Annotated in this window: 19 protein-coding genes; 7 read left to right on the forward strand and 12 right to left on the reverse strand. The window is 72.6% G+C overall.

The features are described 5' to 3' along the window. The 8 genes from J2S41_RS33820 to J2S41_RS33855 all read right to left on the reverse strand — a co-directional run bounded on the left by J2S41_RS33820 (window position 1) and on the right by J2S41_RS33855 (window position 7,615). On the reverse strand, window positions 1-987 hold the full coding sequence (locus J2S41_RS33820; RefSeq protein WP_310374110.1) for a type II secretion system F family protein: 987 nt from the start codon (window positions 985-987) through the stop codon (window positions 1-3). After that, a complete protein-coding gene (locus tag J2S41_RS33825; protein ID WP_310374112.1) occupies window positions 984-2,486 on the reverse strand; it encodes a TadA family conjugal transfer-associated ATPase in 1,503 nt (500 codons plus the stop codon). The genes J2S41_RS33820 and J2S41_RS33825 overlap by 4 nt, the downstream gene beginning before the upstream one ends. A gap of 52 nt (window positions 2,487-2,538) precedes the next feature. Beyond that, the gene (locus tag J2S41_RS33830; protein ID WP_310374114.1) at window positions 2,539-3,717 is read right to left on the reverse strand and encodes a CpaE/TadZ family protein; all 1,179 of its coding nucleotides are present in this window, start codon (window positions 3,715-3,717) and stop codon (window positions 2,539-2,541) included. Between the two features lie 7 nt (window positions 3,718-3,724). After that, window positions 3,725-4,480, reverse strand: a complete 756-nt coding sequence (cpaB, locus tag J2S41_RS33835; protein ID WP_310374115.1) for a Flp pilus assembly protein CpaB — start codon at window positions 4,478-4,480, stop codon at window positions 3,725-3,727. Window positions 4,481-4,504: 24 nt separating this feature from the next. Continuing rightward, window positions 4,505-5,728 (reverse strand): pilus assembly protein TadG-related protein, encoded by a 1,224-nt coding sequence (locus J2S41_RS33840; RefSeq protein WP_310374117.1) that lies wholly within the window; start codon window positions 5,726-5,728, stop codon window positions 4,505-4,507. Continuing rightward, a complete protein-coding gene (locus tag J2S41_RS33845) occupies window positions 5,716-6,132 on the reverse strand; it encodes a TadE/TadG family type IV pilus assembly protein (protein WP_310374119.1) in 417 nt (138 codons plus the stop codon). Before J2S41_RS33845 ends, J2S41_RS33840 begins: the two co-directional genes overlap by 13 nt. Window positions 6,133-6,210: 78 nt before the next feature. Beyond that, on the reverse strand, window positions 6,211-6,441 hold the full coding sequence (locus tag J2S41_RS33850) for a Flp family type IVb pilin (protein ID WP_310374121.1): 231 nt from the start codon (window positions 6,439-6,441) through the stop codon (window positions 6,211-6,213). A 433-nt stretch (window positions 6,442-6,874) separates the two neighbouring features. Further along, window positions 6,875-7,615 (reverse strand): prepilin peptidase, encoded by a 741-nt coding sequence (locus tag J2S41_RS33855; protein WP_310374122.1) that lies wholly within the window; start codon window positions 7,613-7,615, stop codon window positions 6,875-6,877. A 161-nt stretch (window positions 7,616-7,776) separates the two neighbouring features. On the opposite strand from J2S41_RS33855, the gene J2S41_RS33860 reads away from it, so the two are divergent. From J2S41_RS33860 to J2S41_RS33870, 3 genes are all read left to right on the forward strand, one after another. After that, complete coding sequence (locus J2S41_RS33860) at window positions 7,777-8,553, forward strand: LppU/SCO3897 family protein (protein ID WP_310374124.1); 777 nt, start codon at window positions 7,777-7,779, stop codon at window positions 8,551-8,553. Between the two features lie 66 nt (window positions 8,554-8,619). Then, window positions 8,620-9,570: an LppU/SCO3897 family protein gene (locus J2S41_RS33865; RefSeq protein ID WP_310374126.1), complete on the forward strand. Its 951-nt coding sequence runs from the start codon at window positions 8,620-8,622 to the stop codon at window positions 9,568-9,570. Window positions 9,571-9,690: 120 nt separating this feature from the next. Next, complete coding sequence (locus J2S41_RS33870) at window positions 9,691-10,893, forward strand: DUF8462 domain-containing protein (protein WP_310374128.1); 1,203 nt, start codon at window positions 9,691-9,693, stop codon at window positions 10,891-10,893. Window positions 10,894-11,580: 687 nt separating this feature from the next. Here J2S41_RS33870 and J2S41_RS33875 read toward each other — a convergent pair. The 4 genes from J2S41_RS33875 to moaC form a co-directional block, all read right to left on the reverse strand. Further along, a complete protein-coding gene (locus tag J2S41_RS33875; protein WP_310374131.1) occupies window positions 11,581-11,988 on the reverse strand; it encodes a molybdenum cofactor biosynthesis protein MoaE in 408 nt (135 codons plus the stop codon). Next, window positions 11,985-13,220: a molybdopterin molybdotransferase MoeA gene (locus J2S41_RS33880; protein ID WP_374728198.1), complete on the reverse strand. Its 1,236-nt coding sequence runs from the start codon at window positions 13,218-13,220 to the stop codon at window positions 11,985-11,987. The genes J2S41_RS33875 and J2S41_RS33880 overlap by 4 nt, the downstream gene beginning before the upstream one ends. Before the next feature lie 308 nt (window positions 13,221-13,528). Next, window positions 13,529-13,999, reverse strand: a complete 471-nt coding sequence (locus tag J2S41_RS33885; RefSeq protein ID WP_310374133.1) for a MogA/MoaB family molybdenum cofactor biosynthesis protein — start codon at window positions 13,997-13,999, stop codon at window positions 13,529-13,531. Further along, window positions 13,996-14,487 (reverse strand): cyclic pyranopterin monophosphate synthase MoaC, encoded by a 492-nt coding sequence (gene moaC / locus J2S41_RS33890; RefSeq protein WP_310374135.1) that lies wholly within the window; start codon window positions 14,485-14,487, stop codon window positions 13,996-13,998. The genes J2S41_RS33885 and moaC overlap by 4 nt, the downstream gene beginning before the upstream one ends. A gap of 524 nt (window positions 14,488-15,011) precedes the next feature. Between moaC and J2S41_RS33895 the strand changes: the two genes are divergently transcribed. The 4 genes from J2S41_RS33895 to J2S41_RS33910 are packed head-to-tail and all read left to right on the forward strand — an operon-like array spanning window position 15,012 to window position 19,571. After that, window positions 15,012-17,531 carry a putative bifunctional diguanylate cyclase/phosphodiesterase gene (locus J2S41_RS33895; RefSeq protein ID WP_374728199.1) on the forward strand — a complete coding sequence of 840 codons (2,520 nt, stop codon included), beginning with the start codon at window positions 15,012-15,014 and terminating at the stop codon, window positions 17,529-17,531. Continuing rightward, window positions 17,528-18,844 carry a glycosyltransferase 87 family protein gene (locus J2S41_RS33900; RefSeq protein WP_310374139.1) on the forward strand — a complete coding sequence of 439 codons (1,317 nt, stop codon included), beginning with the start codon at window positions 17,528-17,530 and terminating at the stop codon, window positions 18,842-18,844. The genes J2S41_RS33895 and J2S41_RS33900 overlap by 4 nt, the downstream gene beginning before the upstream one ends. After that, a complete protein-coding gene (locus J2S41_RS33905) occupies window positions 18,841-19,224 on the forward strand; it encodes a fluoride efflux transporter FluC (RefSeq protein ID WP_310374141.1) in 384 nt (127 codons plus the stop codon). Before J2S41_RS33900 ends, J2S41_RS33905 begins: the two co-directional genes overlap by 4 nt. Further along, window positions 19,221-19,571 (forward strand): fluoride efflux transporter FluC, encoded by a 351-nt coding sequence (locus tag J2S41_RS33910; protein ID WP_310374142.1) that lies wholly within the window; start codon window positions 19,221-19,223, stop codon window positions 19,569-19,571. The genes J2S41_RS33905 and J2S41_RS33910 overlap by 4 nt, the downstream gene beginning before the upstream one ends. Window positions 19,572-19,590: the final 19 nt, after the last annotated feature.

Raw genomic sequence — 19,590 nt, forward strand, 5'->3', positions numbered from 1 at the left:
TCAGACCTCGACCCGGACGACGCGGGTGAGCCAGAAGCCGCCGAGCACGACCAGCACCACGCCGGCGAGCAGCAGCAGGATGCCGCGCGGGTCGGTGAGCAGCGGTGCCACGTACTCCCGGCGGGTCAGGAACATGAACGCGCCGAGCACGATCGGCAGCGCGAGCAGCACCCAGGCGGAGAGCCGGCCCTCCGCGGAGAGCGCGCGGACGTGGCCGCGCAGCAACTCGCGCTCGCGGATGGTGCTGATCGTGGTGCTCAGCACCTCGGCCAGGTTGCCACCGACCTCGCGCTGCACCCGGATCGCGATGACGGTCCAGGCCAGGTCCTTGTTGTTCATGCGCTTCGCGACCCGGTCCAGCGCCTCCTCCAACTCCATGCCGAGCCGGGCCTCCGCCAGCGCGCGGCTGAACTCGCCGGCCAGCGGGTCGACCGACTCACGGACCATGGCGTCCAGCGCCTGCTGGAGCGAGAATCCGGAGCGCAGCGAACCGATCACCATCTGGATCGCGTCCGGCAGCGCGGCGGCGAACCGGTCGTCGCGGCGGCCCGCGAGGTGCCGGTGGAACAGCGCGGTGGCCAGCACGCCGAGGACCGCGCCGAGCGGAAAGCCGAGCGGGCCGAGCAGCAGCGTGAGGACGACCGCGAGCCCGAGCGCGACGCCGATCCGGACCAGCAGCCACTCGCTCGGCCGCAGCTTCAGGCCAGCCCGGTCGAGCTGCCGGGACATCCGCTCCTCCCAGCCGCGGGTGCGCACCACCTGCTCGGCGGCGGAGACCGCGACCCGGGCGAACGGGGACGCGGACCGGGACGCGGCGGACCGGTCGGCGCGGCCCGCGGTCGCCAGCTCCTCCACCTGCGCCATCCGGCGGCGCCGCTCCACCAGGCCGAACATCGGCGAGAAGATGAGCAGGAAGATCGCCAGCAGCGCCAGGAACACCAGCACCGCCATCGCGATCCGGAACGCCGGCGTACCCGTCTCGATCATTGCAGCACGTCCTGGAGGCCCACGTTGTGCGGCGAGGCGTCGATGCCGGAGTCGGCCAGCTTGTCCAGGAAGCGCGGCCGGACGCCGGTCGGGCGCAGCTCGCCCTGGTAGCGGCCGTACGCGTCGGTGCCGGACTTGAAGTCGAACAGGAAGATGTCCTGCGTCGTGATCACGTCGCCCTCCAGGCCCAGCACCTCGGTGACGTGCGTGATCCGCCGGGTGCCGTCGCGCAGGCGGCTGAGGTGCACGATCACGTCCACCGCGGACGCGATCTGCTCCCGGATCGCGCGCACCGGCAGGTCCATGCCGGCCATCAGCACCATGGTCTCCAGGCGGGACAGCGAGTCGCGCGGCGAGTTCGCGTGCACCGTGGTGAGCGAGCCGTCGTGACCGGTGTTCATGGCCTGGAGCATGTCGAGCGCGGCGCCGTCGCGGACCTCGCCGACCACGATCCGGTCCGGGCGCATGCGGAGCGCGTTACGCACCAGGTCACGGATGGTCACCTCGCCGCGACCCTCGATGTTCGGCGGCCGGTACTCCATCCGGACCACGTGGTCCTGGGCCAGCCGCAGCTCGGCCGCGTCCTCGATGGTGATGATGCGCTCGTGCGGCGGCAGCATCTGGGAGAGCACGTTGAGCAGCGTGGTCTTGCCGGTGCCGGTGCCGCCGGTGATCAGCACGTCGAGCCGGCCCTGGATGCACGCGGACAGCAACGACGCCACCGACGGGTTCAGCGTGCCGAACGCGATCAGATCCTCCACACCGTACGGATTGGCGGCGAACTTCCGGATCGTCATCGCGGCGCCGTCCAGCGTGACCGGCGGGATGACCGCGTTGACGCGGCTGCCGTCCGGGAGCCGGGCGTCGACCATCGGGCTGGACTCGTCCACCCGCCGGCCCACCCGGGAGACGATCTTGTCGATGACGCGGCGCAGGTGCCACTCGTCCAGGAACGCGGTCTCCACCGACTGGATGCGGCCGAACCGCTCCACGTAGATCCGGTCCCAGGAGTTGACCATGATCTCCGTGATGTCCGGGTCGCGCAGCAGCGGCTCGATCGGGCCGTGCCCGACGATCTCGTCGATCACCTGCCGGAACGCCACCCCCCGGTCACCGGCGGTGAGCTGGTCCTCCTTGGCGAGCAGGCCGGGCAGCGCCTCGCGGACGCGGCGCTCCAGCTCCTCCTCGTCCGCGCCGGCCTCGTACATCTGCGGCCCGAGCTGCTCCAGCAGCGCGCCGTGGGCGCGGCGGCGCACCTCGGCGAGCGGGTCGTACGCACGGCGCACGTTGCGCCGGCCGAACGCACCGCCGCCCGAGGTGGGCGCGGAGGCGCCGCTGAGCGGGAAGTTCGCGCTCGGCACCGCGGTCACCGGGATCGCGGTGGCCGGGTAGGGCGAGTCCTCGTTCAACGCCAGGATCTCCGCGGCGGAGAAGCCGCTGCCGGTGCGCGGGATGTCGTCCGGGCGGCGTCCACGACTCCGGTTCTGCTGGTCGGTCATGCCGCCTCCACTTCGCTCTCATCTGGACTGAACCGCTCGGACATGGCGGATCTCACCTCTTTCCGCGGCGGGACAGCATGGACCTCAGGCCCTTGGGGGTGGCGACACCGGCGCCGATCCGGTGCGCGGCCAGGTCGCGGATCGCCTCGCTGACCGGGTGCGCCGGCGAGTCGAGCACGATCGGCACGCCCCGGTTGATGGAGATCGAGACGTCGCGGCTGGCCGGAATCTGCGTGGTGAGCGGAATCCGCAGCACGCGCTCGATGTCGGCCGGCGTCACGCCCAGCCGCGCGTCCGCCCGGTTCAGGACCACCAGCCGGTTCTCCTTGCGGTAGTCGAGCACGTCGAACGTGTCGAGCAGGATTCGCAGGTTCTTGATCGCGGTCACCGCGGGCGTCGCGACCAGCAGGTACTGGTGCGAGGAGTCGAGCGCGGCCAGCACGTGGTCGTTGAAGACCGGCGGGCTGTCCACCACCACGTAGTCGTACATGCCGCGGGCCAGGTAGAGCACCTCGCTCACCAGGTCCCGGCTGATCTGCTCGGCGATCGTCGGCACCACCGGGGCGAGCAGCACGTCCACGCCGGGGCAGTAGTTGGTGACCATGGTGCGCAGGCCGGTCTCGTCGATCCGGTCCGCCACCGGCACCACGTCCGCGATGGTGCGCTCCGGCGAGAGCTGCAGCATCAGCGCCACGTCGCCGAGCGTCAGGTCCAGGTCGATCAGGCAGACCCGCTTCTCGCCACTGCCGGCCAGCGCCACCGCCAGGTTCGCCGCCAGCATGGTCTTGCCGCAGCCGCCCTTGGCCGCGTAAACCGTGATCACCTTGCCGTCCACCGCGTCGGCCCGGTCCGAGGTCTTCGCGTGCAGACCGCCGTGCATGCGGCGGGACAGGTCCTGCGAGCGCGCGCACGCGGCGAGGATGTTCGTCGGGTCGTTGACGTCCGCGACCTCGCGCACACCGGAGCGGATCGCCTCGGCCAGCACGTTCACCTCGAGCTGGTGGCGCAGCAGCACCACGCCGAGCGACGGCCGGGCCAGGCGCTGGCGGGCGGCCAGGCTCACCGCCTCGGGCAGCGGCGTGTTCGGCCCCATCAGCACCAGTTGCTCGTCCGGGTCCTCATTGAGCAGGGCGTAGACCTCGTCGAGGCTGGCGGCGGTGCGTACCACGCCGCCGACCAGCATGCCGAAGTGCTGGGCGGCCTGGCGGGACGGCTCGTACAGGATGGTCACGGCGACCTCACCCGAACACGTTGTTGTCGTCGACGCCGACGCCGGCCTGCACGTCCGACTCCTCGGTGAGCAGCGCCAGATAGATCGCGCCCGCGTTCGCCGCCGTGATGATCTTTGCGGCCTCCACCGTGGACGCGGCCACCGTGACCAGCGTGGTCGGCTTCGCGTCCGGCGCGCCGTCCTGCGGCGTGATCGTGGTCTCGCCGGTGCCGTACTCGCCGACCGCGATCACCTCGATCCGGGGCAGCAGCACCGCGGTGCCGCGCACGCCCTCACCGCCGATCGCCTTGCTGCCGTTCGCGGTCGCGGTGTACGACGCGAACAGCGCCACGTGCGCGCCCGGCCGCACGTACCCGGCCACCTGCTGCGCCATCGAGGCCTCGAAGCTGACCGCCACCTTGTCGCTCGGGATGGCCAGGCCGCTGGACGTCTCCGTCGCGTTCGCGAACATGCTGCGCAGCAGCAACTGGCCCGGTTGCAGCGTGGACGTGACCAGCTGTTTCTCCAGCTCGGGCGTGATCGAGGTGACCGCGCCCTCGGGCAGGCTGGCGGCCGGCATGCGGGTGGCGACCGCGAGCTGCCGGTCACGGATCACGGTGCCGGTGGTGCCGGTCGCGATGCGCTGCTGGGCGACCAGCACCTCGATAGCGCTGACGTCGTCGACCGCCCGGTCGTCGGCCCGGTTCACGTAGTAGAGCACCGCCGCGGTGCCGAGCACGGCCAGGACGATCGCCAGGAAGACGGCGAGGATACGACGAGACATGAAGGACGGTCCGTTTCTTGATCGTCAGCCGATGATTCGGATCGAGGAGGGGCCGGCCGCGCCGCCGCCCGCCGGGTCGTCGGTGAAGTAGCCGAAGAGACAGGAGCTCGTGAAGCCCCCGGTGGGCGCGCAGCGGGTCTGCCCGGTCAGCGTCGATCGCATGTTCCACCGGTCGTCCGGGCCCGGCCGGGCCGGCTTGCGGTCCGGCCAGCCCATCCGGTACCACCCGGTGACCACGAAACCGCGCACGCTCTCGACGTACGCCCGGCCGGTGCGGTCCGGCCGGTAGACGGCCACCGGCACCGGGGTCTTGCTCTCGACCAGTTCGTTCAGGCGTGGGAAGCAGCCCCGCGGCTTCGGCCGCCGGCGGGACTCGCCCCAGAACCGGTCGGCGTCACCGCCGCCGCCCTGGAGCGCGTGGACGCCCCCGACCGTGAACGACTCACTGCACGGCGCGGGGTCCGCACCGAGCACCTCGCCGGCGAAGCCGTCCGTCGCGTTGCTGCGACGTGGCCAGCCCGGGCTCCGGCAGTAGCCGTACGCGGGCGACCCCGGGCTGATCGAGCGGAACGGCAGCTTGACCTCCGCGTCGACGTCGGCCAGATGTCCGCCGCCCGTCGGGGCCGGTTGCCGGCCGTGGTCGTCGAGCGTCTTGCGCACCACGCAGTCCGACATGACCACCGGCAGCCCGCCGGTCACCGTGCTGACCGCCTGCCAGGTGGCGCGCGCGCACGCGCCCACCGTGACGCCGTCGGTGGCGGTCAGCGCACCGGCGAAGGCCGGCGGGAGCGCGGTGCTGCCGCCGGGACGCTCGGTCCGCACGCGTACCTCGATGTACTCGCCGGTGGCGGACGCGCTGCCCAGGCAGCGGGTCAGGTTGCCCGCCGGAGCGGGACACGAGTGGATCGGCCCGGGGCGGGACAGCGGGACGTCGATCCGCACGGCGCCGCAGACCGCGCTGATCTCGACCGCGGCGTCCTTCACGTTGTCCCCGGCGTACCGCCGGGCCTCGTCCAGCATGTCGGGCGCGTTGCACTGGGCCCGGCGCAGCGCGCACACCTTGGCCACCGCGATGGCGGCCGCGTCCGCGGCGGTCTGGAGCTGCGCCCGCTCCGCGTAGATCAGCCCCACGTCCACGGTCAGCGCGCCCAGTGCGGAGACCGTGCCGCTGGCGAACAGCATGGCGACGAGGATGGCGACCGCGCCGCGGTCCCTCCGGCGCGATCGCCATCCGGTCAGGCGCGGCATGGCATGACCGCCTTGGCAGCCAGCCGCAGGGGGGTGTCCACGGCCATGCCGGCCAGCATGGTGAGCGGCGTGACGAACTCGAAGCCGTACGCCACCTCGTACGTCGCCTCGTGGGTGCCGCCGACGGTGCAGTCACCGTCCGGGACGGCGATCCAGAGGCCGGGCTCGAGATCCGTGCCGGGTGGGCCGCCCATCACCGTACCGGCGACCGCGTCGGCCTCCTCCTCGTCGACCAGCGTGAGCGCGCGTGCGCCCTCCCGGGCCGCCTCGGTGACCTTGATCTGCGCGTTCAGCATCCGGCCGAAATCGATCATGGCGAACACGACCATCAACAGCAGCGGGAGGACGAGCGCGGTCTCCACCGCCGTGGCGCCCCGATCGGCACGCCTCCCCCTGAGCCGCATGACTGCCTTCCGTCTCGTTCCCACTCGGCGTGTGCGGACCTCACGACCCGCCCCCGTACGGGCCGTGAGGTCACTCGCTTACGGCGCGCACTCGGCCGGCGCCGGGGCGTCCGGCGTGGCGATGCTGGTACAGGTGTCCCGGAACATGTCGCTCAGCAGGCTCTCGAGGGCGAACACCAGGACGGCGAGCACGGCCGCGACGCCCGCGATGATCAGTGCGTACTCGACCGCGGTCGCACCGCGGTCCCGTCGTGACGCGTTCAGCCGGTCGGCGACTAGCACCGCCGCCCGCAGGTAGAGGTTCAGCATTCTTCTCCCCTTGGTCTTCGGGTCGGGCCTGTCGTGGCGCGCCCGGCAGGCCGTGCCGGGTGCGCGCCGAGGGGTCGAGCCGGCGACCGGCTCGGCTGAGCTGGGTGGCCGTGGACCGGCCGAGTAACGACTCTGCCCGCCGCCTCCACCATGACTAGTCAGGTGAGCGGGCCGATGGAATGGCCAGCGTGGAGGCCGGATGTCGATGGGATGACATCCGCAGCCGACATGGGATGGGCCGTTCGGCCTACGCCAAACCGAGCGAATGAGACATATCAACACCCGTGGATGGGTGGAACTTCCGATTTGCACGATGGCCGGCCACTCGTACCGGCGATGTCGGATAACCGATAGCCGAGCGGCGATTTATCACCGCTCGGACTATCGACATCAGCCGATCATCCGAGCGTACTGACCAGTGCATATGGTGATCTCAGCCGAACAGTGGCAGCCCGTGCCGGGCGATCACGACGGCGACCAGCGTGCCCGCCAGCAGCGCCGGGCCGAGCGGCAGATCCGTGCCGCGCCCGGCCCGGCCGGTGAGCAGCAGGACCAGCGCCACCGGCCCGTTGAGCAGGTGCGGGAGGAGCAGGCCGAGCACCACGGCCGGCCAGCCGAGCCAGCCCAGCATCAGGCCGAGCACGGCGGAGAGCTTGACGTCGCCGAAGCCCAGGTTCGCGCCCGGGATCAGCGCGATCACCAGGTACACACCGAAGAGGACGAGCGCGCCGAGCAGCGCCCGGAGCAGCGGCGCGAAGGACCAGTCGAGCAGCGAGATCAACAGCAGCACGCCGCCGCCGAGCACGCCCGCGGCGCCGACCAGCGGGTCCGGCAGCCGCAGCACGGCCAGGTCGACGAACGCGAGCAGCACGCCGACCGCGGCGACCGCGAGGTATCCGGGCAGCGCCGGGTCGGGGCCGAACGCCCAGCCGAGCAGCGCGAACGTGGCGGCGCCGACCACGGTCGTCAGCCACGGGCGAGGGCCCAGCCGGCGGCCGCAGCCCGGGCAGGACACGCGGACGCGTACCCACGAATCGATCGGGTGTCCGCAGTCCCCGCAGGCCGACCGGGGTGGTTCGCCGTACTCCACGGAGAGTCGCCAGGCCACCCGCGGCGTCAGGATTCCGATGATCGCGCCGAGCGCTGCCGTGATGACGACGAGTGAGACGGACACCGCGCTGATCGTAGCCCGCCTGATCACGACACGGGTTGCCGACACTGGCACACTTCCGGGAGGTGGGGGAGGGGCATGCCCCGGCTACGGTGACACAGGTCGCCGGGCCGGCGGCCCGACCCGCAGGTAGCTGACGCAGAAGCTCGGTAGGAGGCAGTGCCATGTCGAACTACGGACCGCCCGGCGGGCCGTATCCCGGACGCGGCCGGGACCCCCAGGAGGAGCCGTACACCGAGCCGTCCGATCCATGGGGCGACTGGGGCCGGGACGAGAACGGCGACGGCGGCAACTTCGCCACCGGTTACGACCAGCAGCCGGGGTACGGGCGGGGCGGCTACGACCAGCAGCAGGGGTACGGCGGCGGTTACGACGTCACCGGCACCGGCTACGCGCAGCGTCCCGCCGAGGCCGCGCCCGGTGGCTGGTCCCCGGCGCCGCCCGTGCAGCCCACCCCACAGCCGCTGCCGCCGGCGCGCAAGGGTGGCGGCGGGATGATGATCCTGATCGGCGTCCTGGTCCTGCTCGTGCTGGCCGGCGGTGGCACCGCGTTCTACCTGCTGAACCAGTCACGCGAAGACATCGACAACTCGGCCACCGACGACCCGACGCCGCAGCCGGCCGGCTCCGGCACCCCGGCGCCGACCACCGGTGGCGCCACCCCGGACCCCTCGGGCTCGGCCGCCGCGGTCAGCGACGCACGCGACGTCAAGAAGGGCGAGTGCGTCGAGAACGTCGGCGACGAGCGCAAGCCGGTGATGAAGATCGCCGACTGCGACGGCAAGAGCGTGTACGAGGTGCTCGCCCGCTTCGACGCACCGGCCACCGGTGAGGACGACGCGAAAAAGAAGTGCGAGGCCGTCGAGGGGTACACAAACTGGTACTTCTTCAACAGTCAGCTTGATTCCCTTGACTTCGTCCTTTGCCTGAAGCAGCGGTAGGGTCCCCAGCAGCGGGGACCTTGGTGAGGCTTCCTCGGTGCGCAGAAGAACAACCTAGGAGAGCCGATGTCTAGCTACGGACCACCCCCCGGTCCCGGCCAGCACCCGGAGTACGACCCCAATAACCCCGCCGGTCAGTACCCGCCGCCGGCGCCGTACGGTCCCCCGTCCTACGGCACGCCGCCGCAGGGTGCGCAGGGCGACATACCCCCGCCCCCGCCGTACCCCACCTCCGGCGGGCCGAACTTCGCCACCCCTCCGGTCTCCGGCCAGCCGAACTACGGCGCCCCGGTCTCCGGCCAGCCCGGTTACGGCGCGCCCGTCTCCGGCCAGCCCGGTTACGGTGCACCCGTGTCCGGCCAGCCCGGTTACGGCGCACCCGTCTCCGGCCAGCCCGGTTACGGGACGCCCGGCTACGGCGAGACGCCGCAGGCTCCCTACGCGGCGCCGTACGGCGACCCGAACATGGCGCAGCAGCCGCCGGTGCAGGGCTACGGCGCGCCCCTGCCCCCGCCCGGCCCGCAGCTGCAGGGCGGCTGGGCGCCCCCGCCGCAGCAGAAGAGCGGTGCCGGCAAGGTCGTCGGCATCATCGTCGGCGCGGTGGCCGTCTTCGCGCTGCTGATCTGCGGTGGCGTCTTCTTCGCGGCGCGGCAGGCCAGCGACACGATCGAGGACGCGCTGACGAACGTGCCGACCACGGTGCCGACGTTCCCGACCGAGGACCCGTTCCCGACCCCGACCGAGACCGGCGGCGACGACGAGGCGGAGAACGTCCAGGTCGGCGACTGCATCGTCAACGACGGCACGGACGACAACGCGTCGATCCGCAAGGTGCCCTGCGCCAAGGACACCATGGAGGTCCTGATCCGGATCCCGTTCACGGACGACGGCGAGGAGGCGTGCAAGGACATCGAGGGCGCCGACTCCTGGTACATGTACACCTCGACCGCGGTCGGCGGCGTGGGTGACTACGTGCTGTGCCTGAAGACGCTGACCGAGACGCCGCGTACCTCCTGATAGCCATTTATAAGGCCGTCTAGCGATATCGCTAGACGGCCTTATTCTTTGTCAGACGCCGTATCGAGACATCTATCAGGGTCTAGCCTCTGCCCTAGACACCCCGATACGGTGCGATACGTGGATCCGATCCGGAACCCCTACGCCCCCGGCGCCGGCCAGCGCCCGCCCGAGCTCGCCGGCCGGGACCGCGAGGTGGAGGCGTTCGAGGTGGTGCTGGAGCGGATCGCCCGCGGCCGCCCCGAGCGGAGCCTGGTCCTCACCGGACTCCGCGGCGTCGGCAAGACCGTGCTGCTCAACAGCCTTCGCTCGCAGGCGATCGGCCGACTCTGGGGCACCGGCAAGATCGAGGCCCGCCCGGACACGTCGCTTCGCCGCCCGGTCTCCGCCGCGCTGCACATGGCCGTCCGCGAGCTGGCCGGCCGGCACCGCGCGCCGGACCGCATCGACGACTTCCTCGGCGTGCTCAAGGCCTTCGCGCTGCGCTCCAACGACGACGGCGCCAAGCTCCGCGAGCGCTGGCAGCCCGGCATCGACGTGCCCGCCACCCGAGGCCGCGCCGACTCCGGCGACATCGAGATCGACCTGGTCGAGCTCTTCACGGACGCCGCCTCGATCGCCACCGACGTCGGCACCGGCATCGCGATCTTCATCGACGAGATGCAGGACCTGAACGCGGCCGACATCTCCGCGCTCTGCGCCGCCTGCCACGAACTCTCCCAGCTCGGCGGCCCGCTCATCGTGGTCGGGGCCGGCCTGCCGCACCTGCCCGCCGTCCTCTCCGCCGCGAAGTCCTACTCCGAGCGCCTCTTCCGCTACCAGCGCATCGACCGGCTCGACCGGATCGCCGCCGACCAGGCGCTCAACGCACCCGCGCTCCGCGAGCAGGTCGAATACGAGCAGAAGGCGCTCGACCTGCTCTACGAGAAGTCCGGCGGCTACCCCTACTTCGTCCAGGCCTACGGCAAGGCCACCTGGGACCACGCCCCACGCACCCCGATCACCGCCGAGGACGTGCGCGTCGCCGCCCCCGAGGCCGAGGCGGAACTGGCCGTGGGCTTCTTCGGCTCCCGCTTTGACCGCGCCACCCCCGCGGAACGCGACTACATGCGCGCGATGGCCTCGCTCTCACCGGACGACGACAGCCTTGACACGGCGGTGCCGACCTCGGACATCGCCCGCGCCCTGGGCCGCCGACCGGCCAGCCTGTCACCGGCGCGCGACGCCCTGATCAAGAAGGGCCTGATCTACTCGGGCGAACGCGGCACGGTCGCCTTCACGGTCCCGCACTTCGCCCGCTACCTGCGTACCCAACCGCTGTAAAGATTTTCGATCTTTCCGCTCCCCGGCGTGGTCCGGTCTGCGAACGCTCCGCTGCCCCGGGGACCAACTCCCCCCGGGCAGCGTGGTCCGACCCGCACGCTCCCGCGGACACTGCGTCAACCCCGAAGACGGCCTCGGACCCCGATCTTCCCACTCCCGGCGTGGTCCGGCCCGCATGCTCCCGCGGGCAAACCTCGCCGCGGGCTACGACTCCGCTGGCGCTCCGCTTCGCTCGCGGCGTCGGAGCCGGTTGGGTGGGTGGCTGGGGAGAACACGCGGCGGCCGTCGCTGGTCGGGTCAGGTGACGCGTCCGGCGTTTCCCGCCTGGAGGGTTGGGGCGGGGGGCTTGCCTGATCATCTTCCGGTTGTGCGGCTCAAGATGATCAGAACCTCCATGCGGCCTGATTGATCACCTCACTTTGTGAGCCGCAGGCACGTTATTCGGGCTGAATTACGTGCCTGCGGCTCACATAGTCACAGTGGACGACCGACTCCCGGCCTTAATATCAGGAAATTTCGGGCGCTGCGCGCCCGACCGAACTCGGCACCACGTGCCCGGGCACCACGCGCCCGGGCACGGCTCGTCCAGCACGGCTCGTCCGGGAACGGCCCATTCGGACGAGTCGTGTCCTGATACGTCCCGTTCGGGCGCGTCGGTGGGTGATGGCCGGTGGGTGCTGCGGGTGGCTAGGCGCAGTTGACCCACTCGTCGGTGCCGTCGGTGAAGACCTGGCGCTTCCAGACCGGGATGCGGGCCTTCACCTCGTCGACCAGGCGGGCGCAGGCGGCGAACGCGGCCGCCCGGTGCGCGGTGCTCACGGCCGCGGCCAGCGCGACGTCGCCGATCTTCAGGGGGCCGTGGCGGTGGGAGACCGCGACCGCGTACACGTCCGGGTCGGCCAGGATCTCTGCCGCCACCTCGCGCAGCACCGCTTCGGCGGAGGGATGCGCCTCGTACTCCAGCAGCTCGACGGAGCGGCCGTGATCGTGATCGCGGACCACGCCCGCGAACGAGACGACGGCCCCGGCGCGCACGTCGGCGACCGCGGCCTCGTGCGCGGCGATGTCGAGCACCTGGTCGGTAACGGTGATCATCGGCGTTCCCCGTTCAGGAGGGGCAGCGGTACCAGGTCGACGCGGGCGCCGGGCTCGCCGGACTCGCCGGGTGGGATGACGGCGAAGCCGGCCGCGCCGGCCAGGCCGCGCAGCATGGAGGAGCCGACGTGCGCCATCGGCCGGGCCATCCCGTCGCGGTCGACCCGCACCAGGGCCAGGTGGGTGTCCGTGCCCCGGCCGCGGATCGGGGCGCCCAGCGTCACCCGGGGCAGCTCCGGCCGCGCACGACCGGCGAGGCCCGCGAGCAGCGGCGCGACCAGCGACATCAGCGCCACGATCGCGGACTGCGGGTTACCGGGCAGGCCGGCCAGGAAGCGGTCCCGGCCGTCGGACCCGGGTACCCGCGCGACCAGCATCGGGAAGCCGGGCCGGACCGCGACCGTATTGATCAGGTAGTCCCCGCCCAGCTCACGGAGCGCGGGGTGCAGGTGGTCGACCGGGCCGCGCATGGTGCCGCCGGTGGTGCAGACCAGGTCCGCCGTGTCCAGCGCCGCGCGGATCGCGTCGACGTGCGCCTCCAGCGTGTCCTTGACCGGGCCGTGCACGACCCCGGTGTCGACGGTCGCGCCGAGCCGGCGCAGCCAGGAGGGGAGCGCGGGCCCGAGCGCGTCCCGGACCAGGCCGCCGCCGGGCACGCCCTGGGTCAGCAGCTCGTCGCCGAAGACCAGGACCGCCCCGCGCGGGCGCCGCCGGACCGGCAGCTCGTCGTAGCCGCAGTGCGCCGCCAGGCCGATCACGCCCGGGTCGACCGCCGTGCCGGCCGGGAAGAGTTCCTCGCCGCGGGCCGCCTCGTCACCCGGGACGCGCCACTCCGGCTCGGCGCGCGGCGTGCCCTCGATCAGGCCGTCCGGGGTGGTGGTGGACTCCTCGGTGCGCAGGATCGCCTCGGTGCCGTCCGGGACCATGGCGCCGGTCGCGACCTCCATCGCCACGCCGCTCTCGTCCGGCAGCGGCGGCGCGACCGCACCGGCCAGCACGCGGCCGAGCACCCGCCAGGGCGGGGTGCCGCGCACCGCGTACCCATCGATGCTGGACGTCGGAAACGCCGGCAGGTCGGTGAGGGTCACCAGCGGCTCGGCCAGCGTGCGGCCGTCCGCCTCAGCCAGCCCGACCCGCTCCGCACCGGTCACCGCGTCCCGGCCCGCCTCGAACGCGACCCGCTGCGCCTCGGCCCAGGCGATCGGCGTCGCGGGCCCGGTCTCTGCACTCACGGCACCGAGCCTATCCGCTACCGCCCCACTCGCCCTCCCGCGCACCTCCCCGCCCCGTGCCGTGCCGCGCGGCGCCGACCACGGCACCACGTCTCGCCGCCCCCGGGCCAGGCCACGCGGCGGCCGGAGGTCTTCATGAGCGCGAGACCGAGCGGGCGTCGCCACCCCCGGGACGCGCCGCGGCGTGCGGAACGGCGAGCGGGCTGGGGTCTTGGCGTGCGGGAACGGCAGGGAGGAGCGCCAGCGACGACCGGTGCCCGCGGGAGCATGCGGGACCCGGGTCGCCGGGAGTGGGAAAGGGAAGAAGGTCAGTGGTCGCCGCCGCGGAGTTGGTCGAGGGCGTGGGGGAGGAGGGGGGTGAGGACGGCGAGGCCGTCGCGGGCGCCGCCGGTGGAGCCGGGGAGGTTGACGATGAGGGTGCGGGTGGCGACGCCGGCGAGGCCGCGGGAGAGCGCGGCGGCGGGGACCTTGTCGCGGCTGTGAGCGCGGATGGCCTCGGCGATGCCGGGGATCTCGTAGTCGAGGATCGCGCGGGTGACGTCGGGGGTGCGGTCGGTGGGGGTGATGCCGGTGCCGCCGCTGGTCAGGACCAGGGAGACGCCGTCGGCCACCGCGGTGCGGAGGGCGTCGGCGACGGGTTCGCCGTCGGGGACGACGATCGGGTCGCCGACGTCGCAGCCGAGGTCGCGCAGGCCGGCGACGAGGATCGGGCCGCTGGTGTCGGCGTAGACGCCGGCGGCGGCGCGGTTGGAGGCGACGATGACGCGGGCGGTGATCACGGGCGCTCCTCGGGTCGCTGCCAGTCGCCGGTCTTGCCGCCGGTCTTGGTGAGTACGCGGACGTCGGAGATGACGGCGGCCGGGTCGACCGCCTTGATCATGTCGATCAGCGTGAGGCCGGCGACCGTGACCGCGGTCAGCGCCTCCATCTCCACGCCGGTGCGGTCGGTGGTGCGGACCGTGGCGGTGATCTCCACGGTGGACTCGCCGGGCGCCAGGTCGAGCGTGACGCCGGTGAGCGCGATCGGGTGGCAGAGCGGCACCAGGTCGGGCGTGCGCTTGGCGCCCATGATGCCGGCGATCCGGGCGGTCGCCAGCGCGTCGCCCTTGGGCAGGCCGTCGCGGCGCAGCAGCGTGATCACCTCGGGTGTGGTGCGGACCACTCCGGCGGCCACGGCGGTACGAGTGGTTACCGACTTCGCGGACACGTCGACCATGCGGGCGGCGCCGCTGGAATCGACATGCGTCAGGTTTCGGGGATCGCTCACTCGGGCAGTTTATGAGCACGGCTGGTGGCGCTGCCCAGGTGCGCGCCGTGACCGCCTTTCCACGCGCCCGGACGCGTTCACCCGACTCGAATTTGCGACACTGTCACTCGTTCGTGATCTGCCGTCAATTGTCGGGGACACCTACCCTGATCAGGGAATTCACGCCCCTCATGGGTACCGACGAGACGAGCGCGAAATGAATGCATTCCGTTGCCGAACGGTTTCTCTAAGTAATCAATAGCGTCTACTTTAGCATTTACCGAAACGAGAGACATTTCAATCTTTCGCAGTTTTCGCGTCGAATCTAGAGTCGTCCTCAGTCAGACACCGAGCAGGGTTTGACTGGGGGCCTTAAAGACAACGGCCGACAGACTTCTTGAAATACAAAACCGCACCGTCGAGACGAAGGGATGACCACAATGCGCGGCACCGAGTGGCTCTGAACCGGAATCCGATCCAGAACTAGGCCGGCGGACACGTTCCCAGTAGGCTGACCGGTACGGTCCCCTGGAACGAGGCGTCACATGGTCGAGGCGACTACCAGCCATCGGGCTGACCAGCTGCTACGGCAGCTGGTCAGCCTTTTCACGCTGGCGGCCGTTCCGATATTGATCTGGGCGGCCTGGACCGCTCTCCGAAATTCCGATCTTCGCGAATGGTGGCTACCGCTCGTGGCCACCGCGATGATCGCCTTTACGTTCGATGTCGGCACCTCGATGATCCGCATCCGGAGCGCGATCGTCTCGTACAACTGGTCCGAGACCGGCATTCTTTTGACCATCGCGTTTCTGCCACCGCATTGGGCGCTCTTGTGCCTGGCGGCCGGCACCGCGCTGCCGAAGTTCCGGCGGCGCATCCGGGCCGACAAGATCGCGTTCAACACCGCCAAGGCCGTGCTCACCGCCGCGCTCGCGCTGGGCGCCACCACGCTGATCTTCGGCCCGCCGCACGGCGACCGGCTACCGATCGCGGAGCAGCTCGTCGCGCTGGTCGTGGCCGGCGCGGTCCTGGTCGTGGCGGACGACCTGCTCGCCATGCCGGTGCTCGCGCTGGCCACCGGCGGCACGCTGCGCCAGCTCGTGCTCGGCGACTGGCCGATCCGCTCGCTCACGCTGATCGTCAAGATCGGTGTCGCGCTCGCGGCGGCCGCCACCTGGCGCGTCGACCCGCCGTGGACGCTGATCGTCGCGGCCGTCGCCGTGATCGTCCAGCTGCTGTACGACAACCGCATGCGCACCCGTGAGGAGCGCAAGGCCTGGCAGCGGCTGGCCACCGTCACCGAGGCGCTGAACGAGGTGGAGCTCGCCCGCGTGCTGCACACCGCGGTCGTCCGCGCGGAGCCGCTGTTCTCCGCGGACGAGATCGAGGTGGAGATCGGCGGCCGGCTGGTGCGCGGGCGCGGCGAGCATGTGGTCTTCGACGGCGCGCCCGGCGACGCGCCCCAGCCGGAGCGGCAGGTGTTCGCGGTGCCGCTGGCCGGGTCCGGCGCCGGCGGCGAGATCGGCATGCTGCGGCTGCGGTTCCACTCACAGGTGCGGCTCTCCGAGCGCGAGCAGTACACGTTGCGCACGTTCGCGTCCGCGCTGTCCACCGCGATCCGCAACGCCACGGCGTACCAGGAACTGATGAGCGTGGCCGCCTCGCACGCCCAGGAGGCCACCCACGACCAGCTCACCGGTCTGCTCAACCGGCGCGCGCTGCTCGACCGCGGCGCCCGCCACCTGCAGGAGCCGCACAACGACGGGCTCACAGCGATGCTGCTGGTCGACCTCAACCACTTCAAGGAGGTCAACGACACGCTCGGGCACACCGCCGGGGACGAGGTGCTGACCGAGGTCGCCCGGCGGCTGGAGGCGGCGGCACACCCCGGCGACATCGTGGCCCGGCTCGGCGGCGACGAGTTCGCGGTGCTGCTGTGCGGCCTGTCCGCGCCCGCGGTCGCGGTGCACCGGGCCGAGGTGCTGCTCGACACGCTGCACCGCCCGTTCACGGCCGAGGGCATGCAGCTGCGCGTCGAGGCCAGCGGCGGCATCTCGGTCGCGCCCGGCCGCGGCGGCATGACCGAGCTGCTGCGCCGCGCCGACGTCGCCATGTACCAGGCGAAGCGGGGCGGCGAGCGGATAGCGACGTACAGCCGGGTCAAGGACACCGCGGACATCGCGCGGCTGGCGCTCGGCGGCGACCTCACCCGTGCGGTCGAGGAGGAGGAGTTCGCGGTCAACTTCCAGCCGATCCTCGACCTGGGCACCGGCCAGGTCGTCGCGGCCGAGGCGCTGTCCCGCTGGCACCACCCGGTCCGCGGTCACCTCGACCCGCTGCGGTTCCTGGAGACGGTCGAGCGGTCCGGGCTGCTGCCCGCGTTCACCGATACGGTGCTGGAGAAGTCGCTCGGCGCGGTGAGCACGCTGCGCGAGGCCGGGTTCGACCTGCCGGTCGCGGTCAACGTGTCGCCGCGCAGCCTGCTCGACCCCGGCTTCCCGGCGCTGGTCGCGGCGCGGCTGGCCACCCACGACGTGCCCGCGGACCGGCTGGTGCTGGAGCTGACCGAGACGCTCGCGCTCAGCCAGCTCGCCGTGGTCGACCGGGTGCTGCACGAGCTGCGCGACGCCGGCGTGCGCCTCGCGCTGGACGACTTCGGCACCGGGTACAGCTCGCTCGCCGCGGTGCCGCGCATCCCGGTCCAGGAGATCAAGATCGACCGGCGGTTCGTGTCCGCCATGGACGGCTCGCCCGAGGCCGCCGCGGTCGTCCGTGCCACGGTCGAGCTCGGGCGCAGCCTGGACCTGCTGGTCGTGGCCGAGGGCGTGGAGAGCCCGGCGCAGCGCAAGGCGCTCTGGGAGCTCGGCTGCGGCGCCGGTCAGGGACACCTGTTCGCCCGCGCGTTGCCGGTCGACTCGCTGCTGGCCGCGCTGCACCGCGGCTCCGGCGACCGGCCCGGCCACCTGGCGCCGTCGCTGCACGACACCGGCGCGGTGGTGCGGCTCTCCGCCACCCGCCGGGGAACCGGCCGCACGGGCAGCCGTCTGCCACACTTGCCAGCGTGATCACCGCCGCCCGGGTTTCGCGCGGGTGGCATGCGATCGATCGGTACGCCGGCGGGCTCGCGCTCGACCTCGTCCTGTACGGCGCCTCCACCGTCTTCGCGCTGGTCACCGCCGTCGCGTCGACGCTGCCGTCACACCGCTCCTGGGGCCTGATCGCGGTCTGGGGGTACGCGGCGTGCGCGCTGCTCACGGCCGGACAGCTGCTCCGCCCGCGCCACGCCGGGCCGATGCACCGCGCCGCCGTCACCGCCGCCGCGTTCGCCGGCGTCACGGTGCTGCCGCTGATCGTGCTGGCCGGGCGGCGCGCCCCCGGCCCCGCCCATGCTCCGCAGCTCGCCCACGCGCAGGAGGAGGTGCTGGTCGTCGAGCAGGCCGGCGCCCGCCTGCTGCACACCGGCAGCCCGTACCTGGGCACGGACGCGATAGCCGGGCTCCCGGAGCCGGAGAGACTGCTCGGGTACGTGCCGTACCAGCCCGGCATGTCGCTGTTCGGCCTGCCCCGCGCGCTGGCCGGGGTCCACTGGTGGACCGACGCGCGCATCTGGTTCGCGCTGGTCACCACGATCGCGGTGCTGGCCGCCGCGCGCATCGCCGCCGGGTCGCTGCGCGTCGCGGTCACCCGCGCGCCGGCGATCCGCGCGCTGCAGGCCGTCGCCGCGCTGCCGATCTGCGCGCTCACGCTCGCCACCGGCGGCGACGACCTGCCGGTCCTCGCGCTCTGCCTGCTCGCGCTCGCCTGCGTCGCGGCGCACCGGTTCGGCGCGGCCGGGCTCGCGGCCGGCGCGGCCGCCACGCTCAAGCTGTTCGCCTGGCCCGTCGTCATCGTGCTGGTGGTGCTGGCCGCCGCGCGCGGATACCGGCCCGCCACCCTGTTCTGCGCCGGCGCCGCCGGAATCCCGCTGCTCACCGCGCTCCCGGAGTGGCTGTTCGCCGGGTCCGCGATGGTCGAGAACGTGCTGTGGTTCCCGCTCGGGTACGGCGTGGTCAGCAGCCCGGCCGGGTCGCACCTGCCCGGCTACCTGATCGCGCGCACGCTGCCGGGCGGGTCGTTCATCGCCGGAGCGCTGCTGTTCTGTGCCGGGCTCGCGATCGGGCTCCGGCTGCTGTCCCGGCCGCCGCGCAGCGCCGCTACGGCCGCCGCGGTGTGCGCGTTCGGGCTGCTCGTCGCGATCCTGCTGATGCCGTCCACCCGCTTCGGGTACCTGCTCTATCCGGCGGCGCTGCTGCTGTGGGTGCCGGTGCTGCGCGCGCGCGTCCGCATCCGCCCGCCGGGTCCCGGCCGGCCCGCCGTCGTCCCGGAGATGCTGCGATGAGCGACCATCGGCCCGGCCGGCCGGTGATCGCGGTGGTGGCCGCCGGCGGCGCGCTCGGGGCGGTCGCGCGGTACGCCCTGACGGCCGCCTGGCCCGCGATCTGGACGACCGTGGCGGTCAACGTGATCGGGTGCCTGGCCATCGGCGTGCTCCTGGCGCGGATCGCGGACCGGCCGGGGGTGTCCCCGCTGCTGCGGCCGTTCCTGGCGACGGGCGTGCTCGGCGGCTTCACCACGTTCTCCGCGTTCACGGTGCAGACGCTCGACCTGGCGGACCGGCCGCCCGCCGCCGCTGCGTACGTGCTCGCCACGGTGGGCGGCTCGGTCGGCGCCGCCTGGCTCGGTGCCCGGCTGGGCCGCCGGCGCGCGGGGTCGGCATGACCACATTGGGGTTGGTGCTGATCGGCGGCGCGGCCGGGGCCGTGGCGCGGCTGCTGCTCGACACGGCCGCCGCCGCCCGCCTCGGCCGGCGGCTGCCGTGGGGCATCCTGGCCGCGAACGTGCTCGGCTCGCTGCTGCTCGGCCTGCTGCACGGCAGCGCGCCGGGATGGGTGATCGCGCTGGCCGGGAGCGGTTTCTGCGGCGCGCTCACCACCTGGTCCACGCTGGCGGCGGACACCGTGCGGCTGGCCGGGGAGCCGCCGCGCGCGCGTGGCGTACTCAATCTGGCATTGAACCTGGCTTTGGGCCTTTCCGCGGCCGCGCTGGGCGCATGGCTGGCGCCGTAGGCACCCGGTTCGTGACCGG

Source organism: Catenuloplanes atrovinosus, assembly GCF_031458235.1.
Classification (GTDB): domain Bacteria; phylum Actinomycetota; class Actinomycetes; order Mycobacteriales; family Micromonosporaceae; genus Catenuloplanes; species Catenuloplanes atrovinosus.

What these genes read in the sequence shown, in the direction of transcription:
- J2S41_RS33820 (WP_310374110.1), bottom strand. Translation starts at nt 987, where the DNA reads ATGATCGAGACGGGTACGCCGGCGTTCCGGATCGCGATGGCGGTGCTG.
- J2S41_RS33825 (WP_310374112.1), bottom strand. Translation starts at nt 2,486, where the DNA reads ATGACCGACCAGCAGAACCGGAGTCGTGGACGCCGCCCGGACGACATC.
- cpaB (WP_310374115.1), bottom strand. Translation starts at nt 4,480, where the DNA reads ATGTCTCGTCGTATCCTCGCCGTCTTCCTGGCGATCGTCCTGGCCGTG.
- J2S41_RS33840 (WP_310374117.1), bottom strand. Translation starts at nt 5,728, where the DNA reads ATGCCGCGCCTGACCGGATGGCGATCGCGCCGGAGGGACCGCGGCGCG.
- J2S41_RS33845 (WP_310374119.1), bottom strand. Translation starts at nt 6,132, where the DNA reads ATGCGGCTCAGGGGGAGGCGTGCCGATCGGGGCGCCACGGCGGTGGAG.
- J2S41_RS33850 (WP_310374121.1), bottom strand. Translation starts at nt 6,441, where the DNA reads ATGCTGAACCTCTACCTGCGGGCGGCGGTGCTAGTCGCCGACCGGCTG.
- J2S41_RS33860 (WP_310374124.1), top strand. Translation starts at nt 7,777, where the DNA reads ATGTCGAACTACGGACCGCCCGGCGGGCCGTATCCCGGACGCGGCCGG.
- J2S41_RS33865 (WP_310374126.1), top strand. Translation starts at nt 8,620, where the DNA reads ATGTCTAGCTACGGACCACCCCCCGGTCCCGGCCAGCACCCGGAGTAC.
- J2S41_RS33875 (WP_310374131.1), bottom strand. Translation starts at nt 11,988, where the DNA reads ATGATCACCGTTACCGACCAGGTGCTCGACATCGCCGCGCACGAGGCC.
- J2S41_RS33895 (WP_374728199.1), top strand. Translation starts at nt 15,012, where the DNA reads ATGGTCGAGGCGACTACCAGCCATCGGGCTGACCAGCTGCTACGGCAG.
- J2S41_RS33905 (WP_310374141.1), top strand. Translation starts at nt 18,841, where the DNA reads ATGAGCGACCATCGGCCCGGCCGGCCGGTGATCGCGGTGGTGGCCGCC.
- J2S41_RS33910 (WP_310374142.1), top strand. Translation starts at nt 19,221, where the DNA reads ATGACCACATTGGGGTTGGTGCTGATCGGCGGCGCGGCCGGGGCCGTG.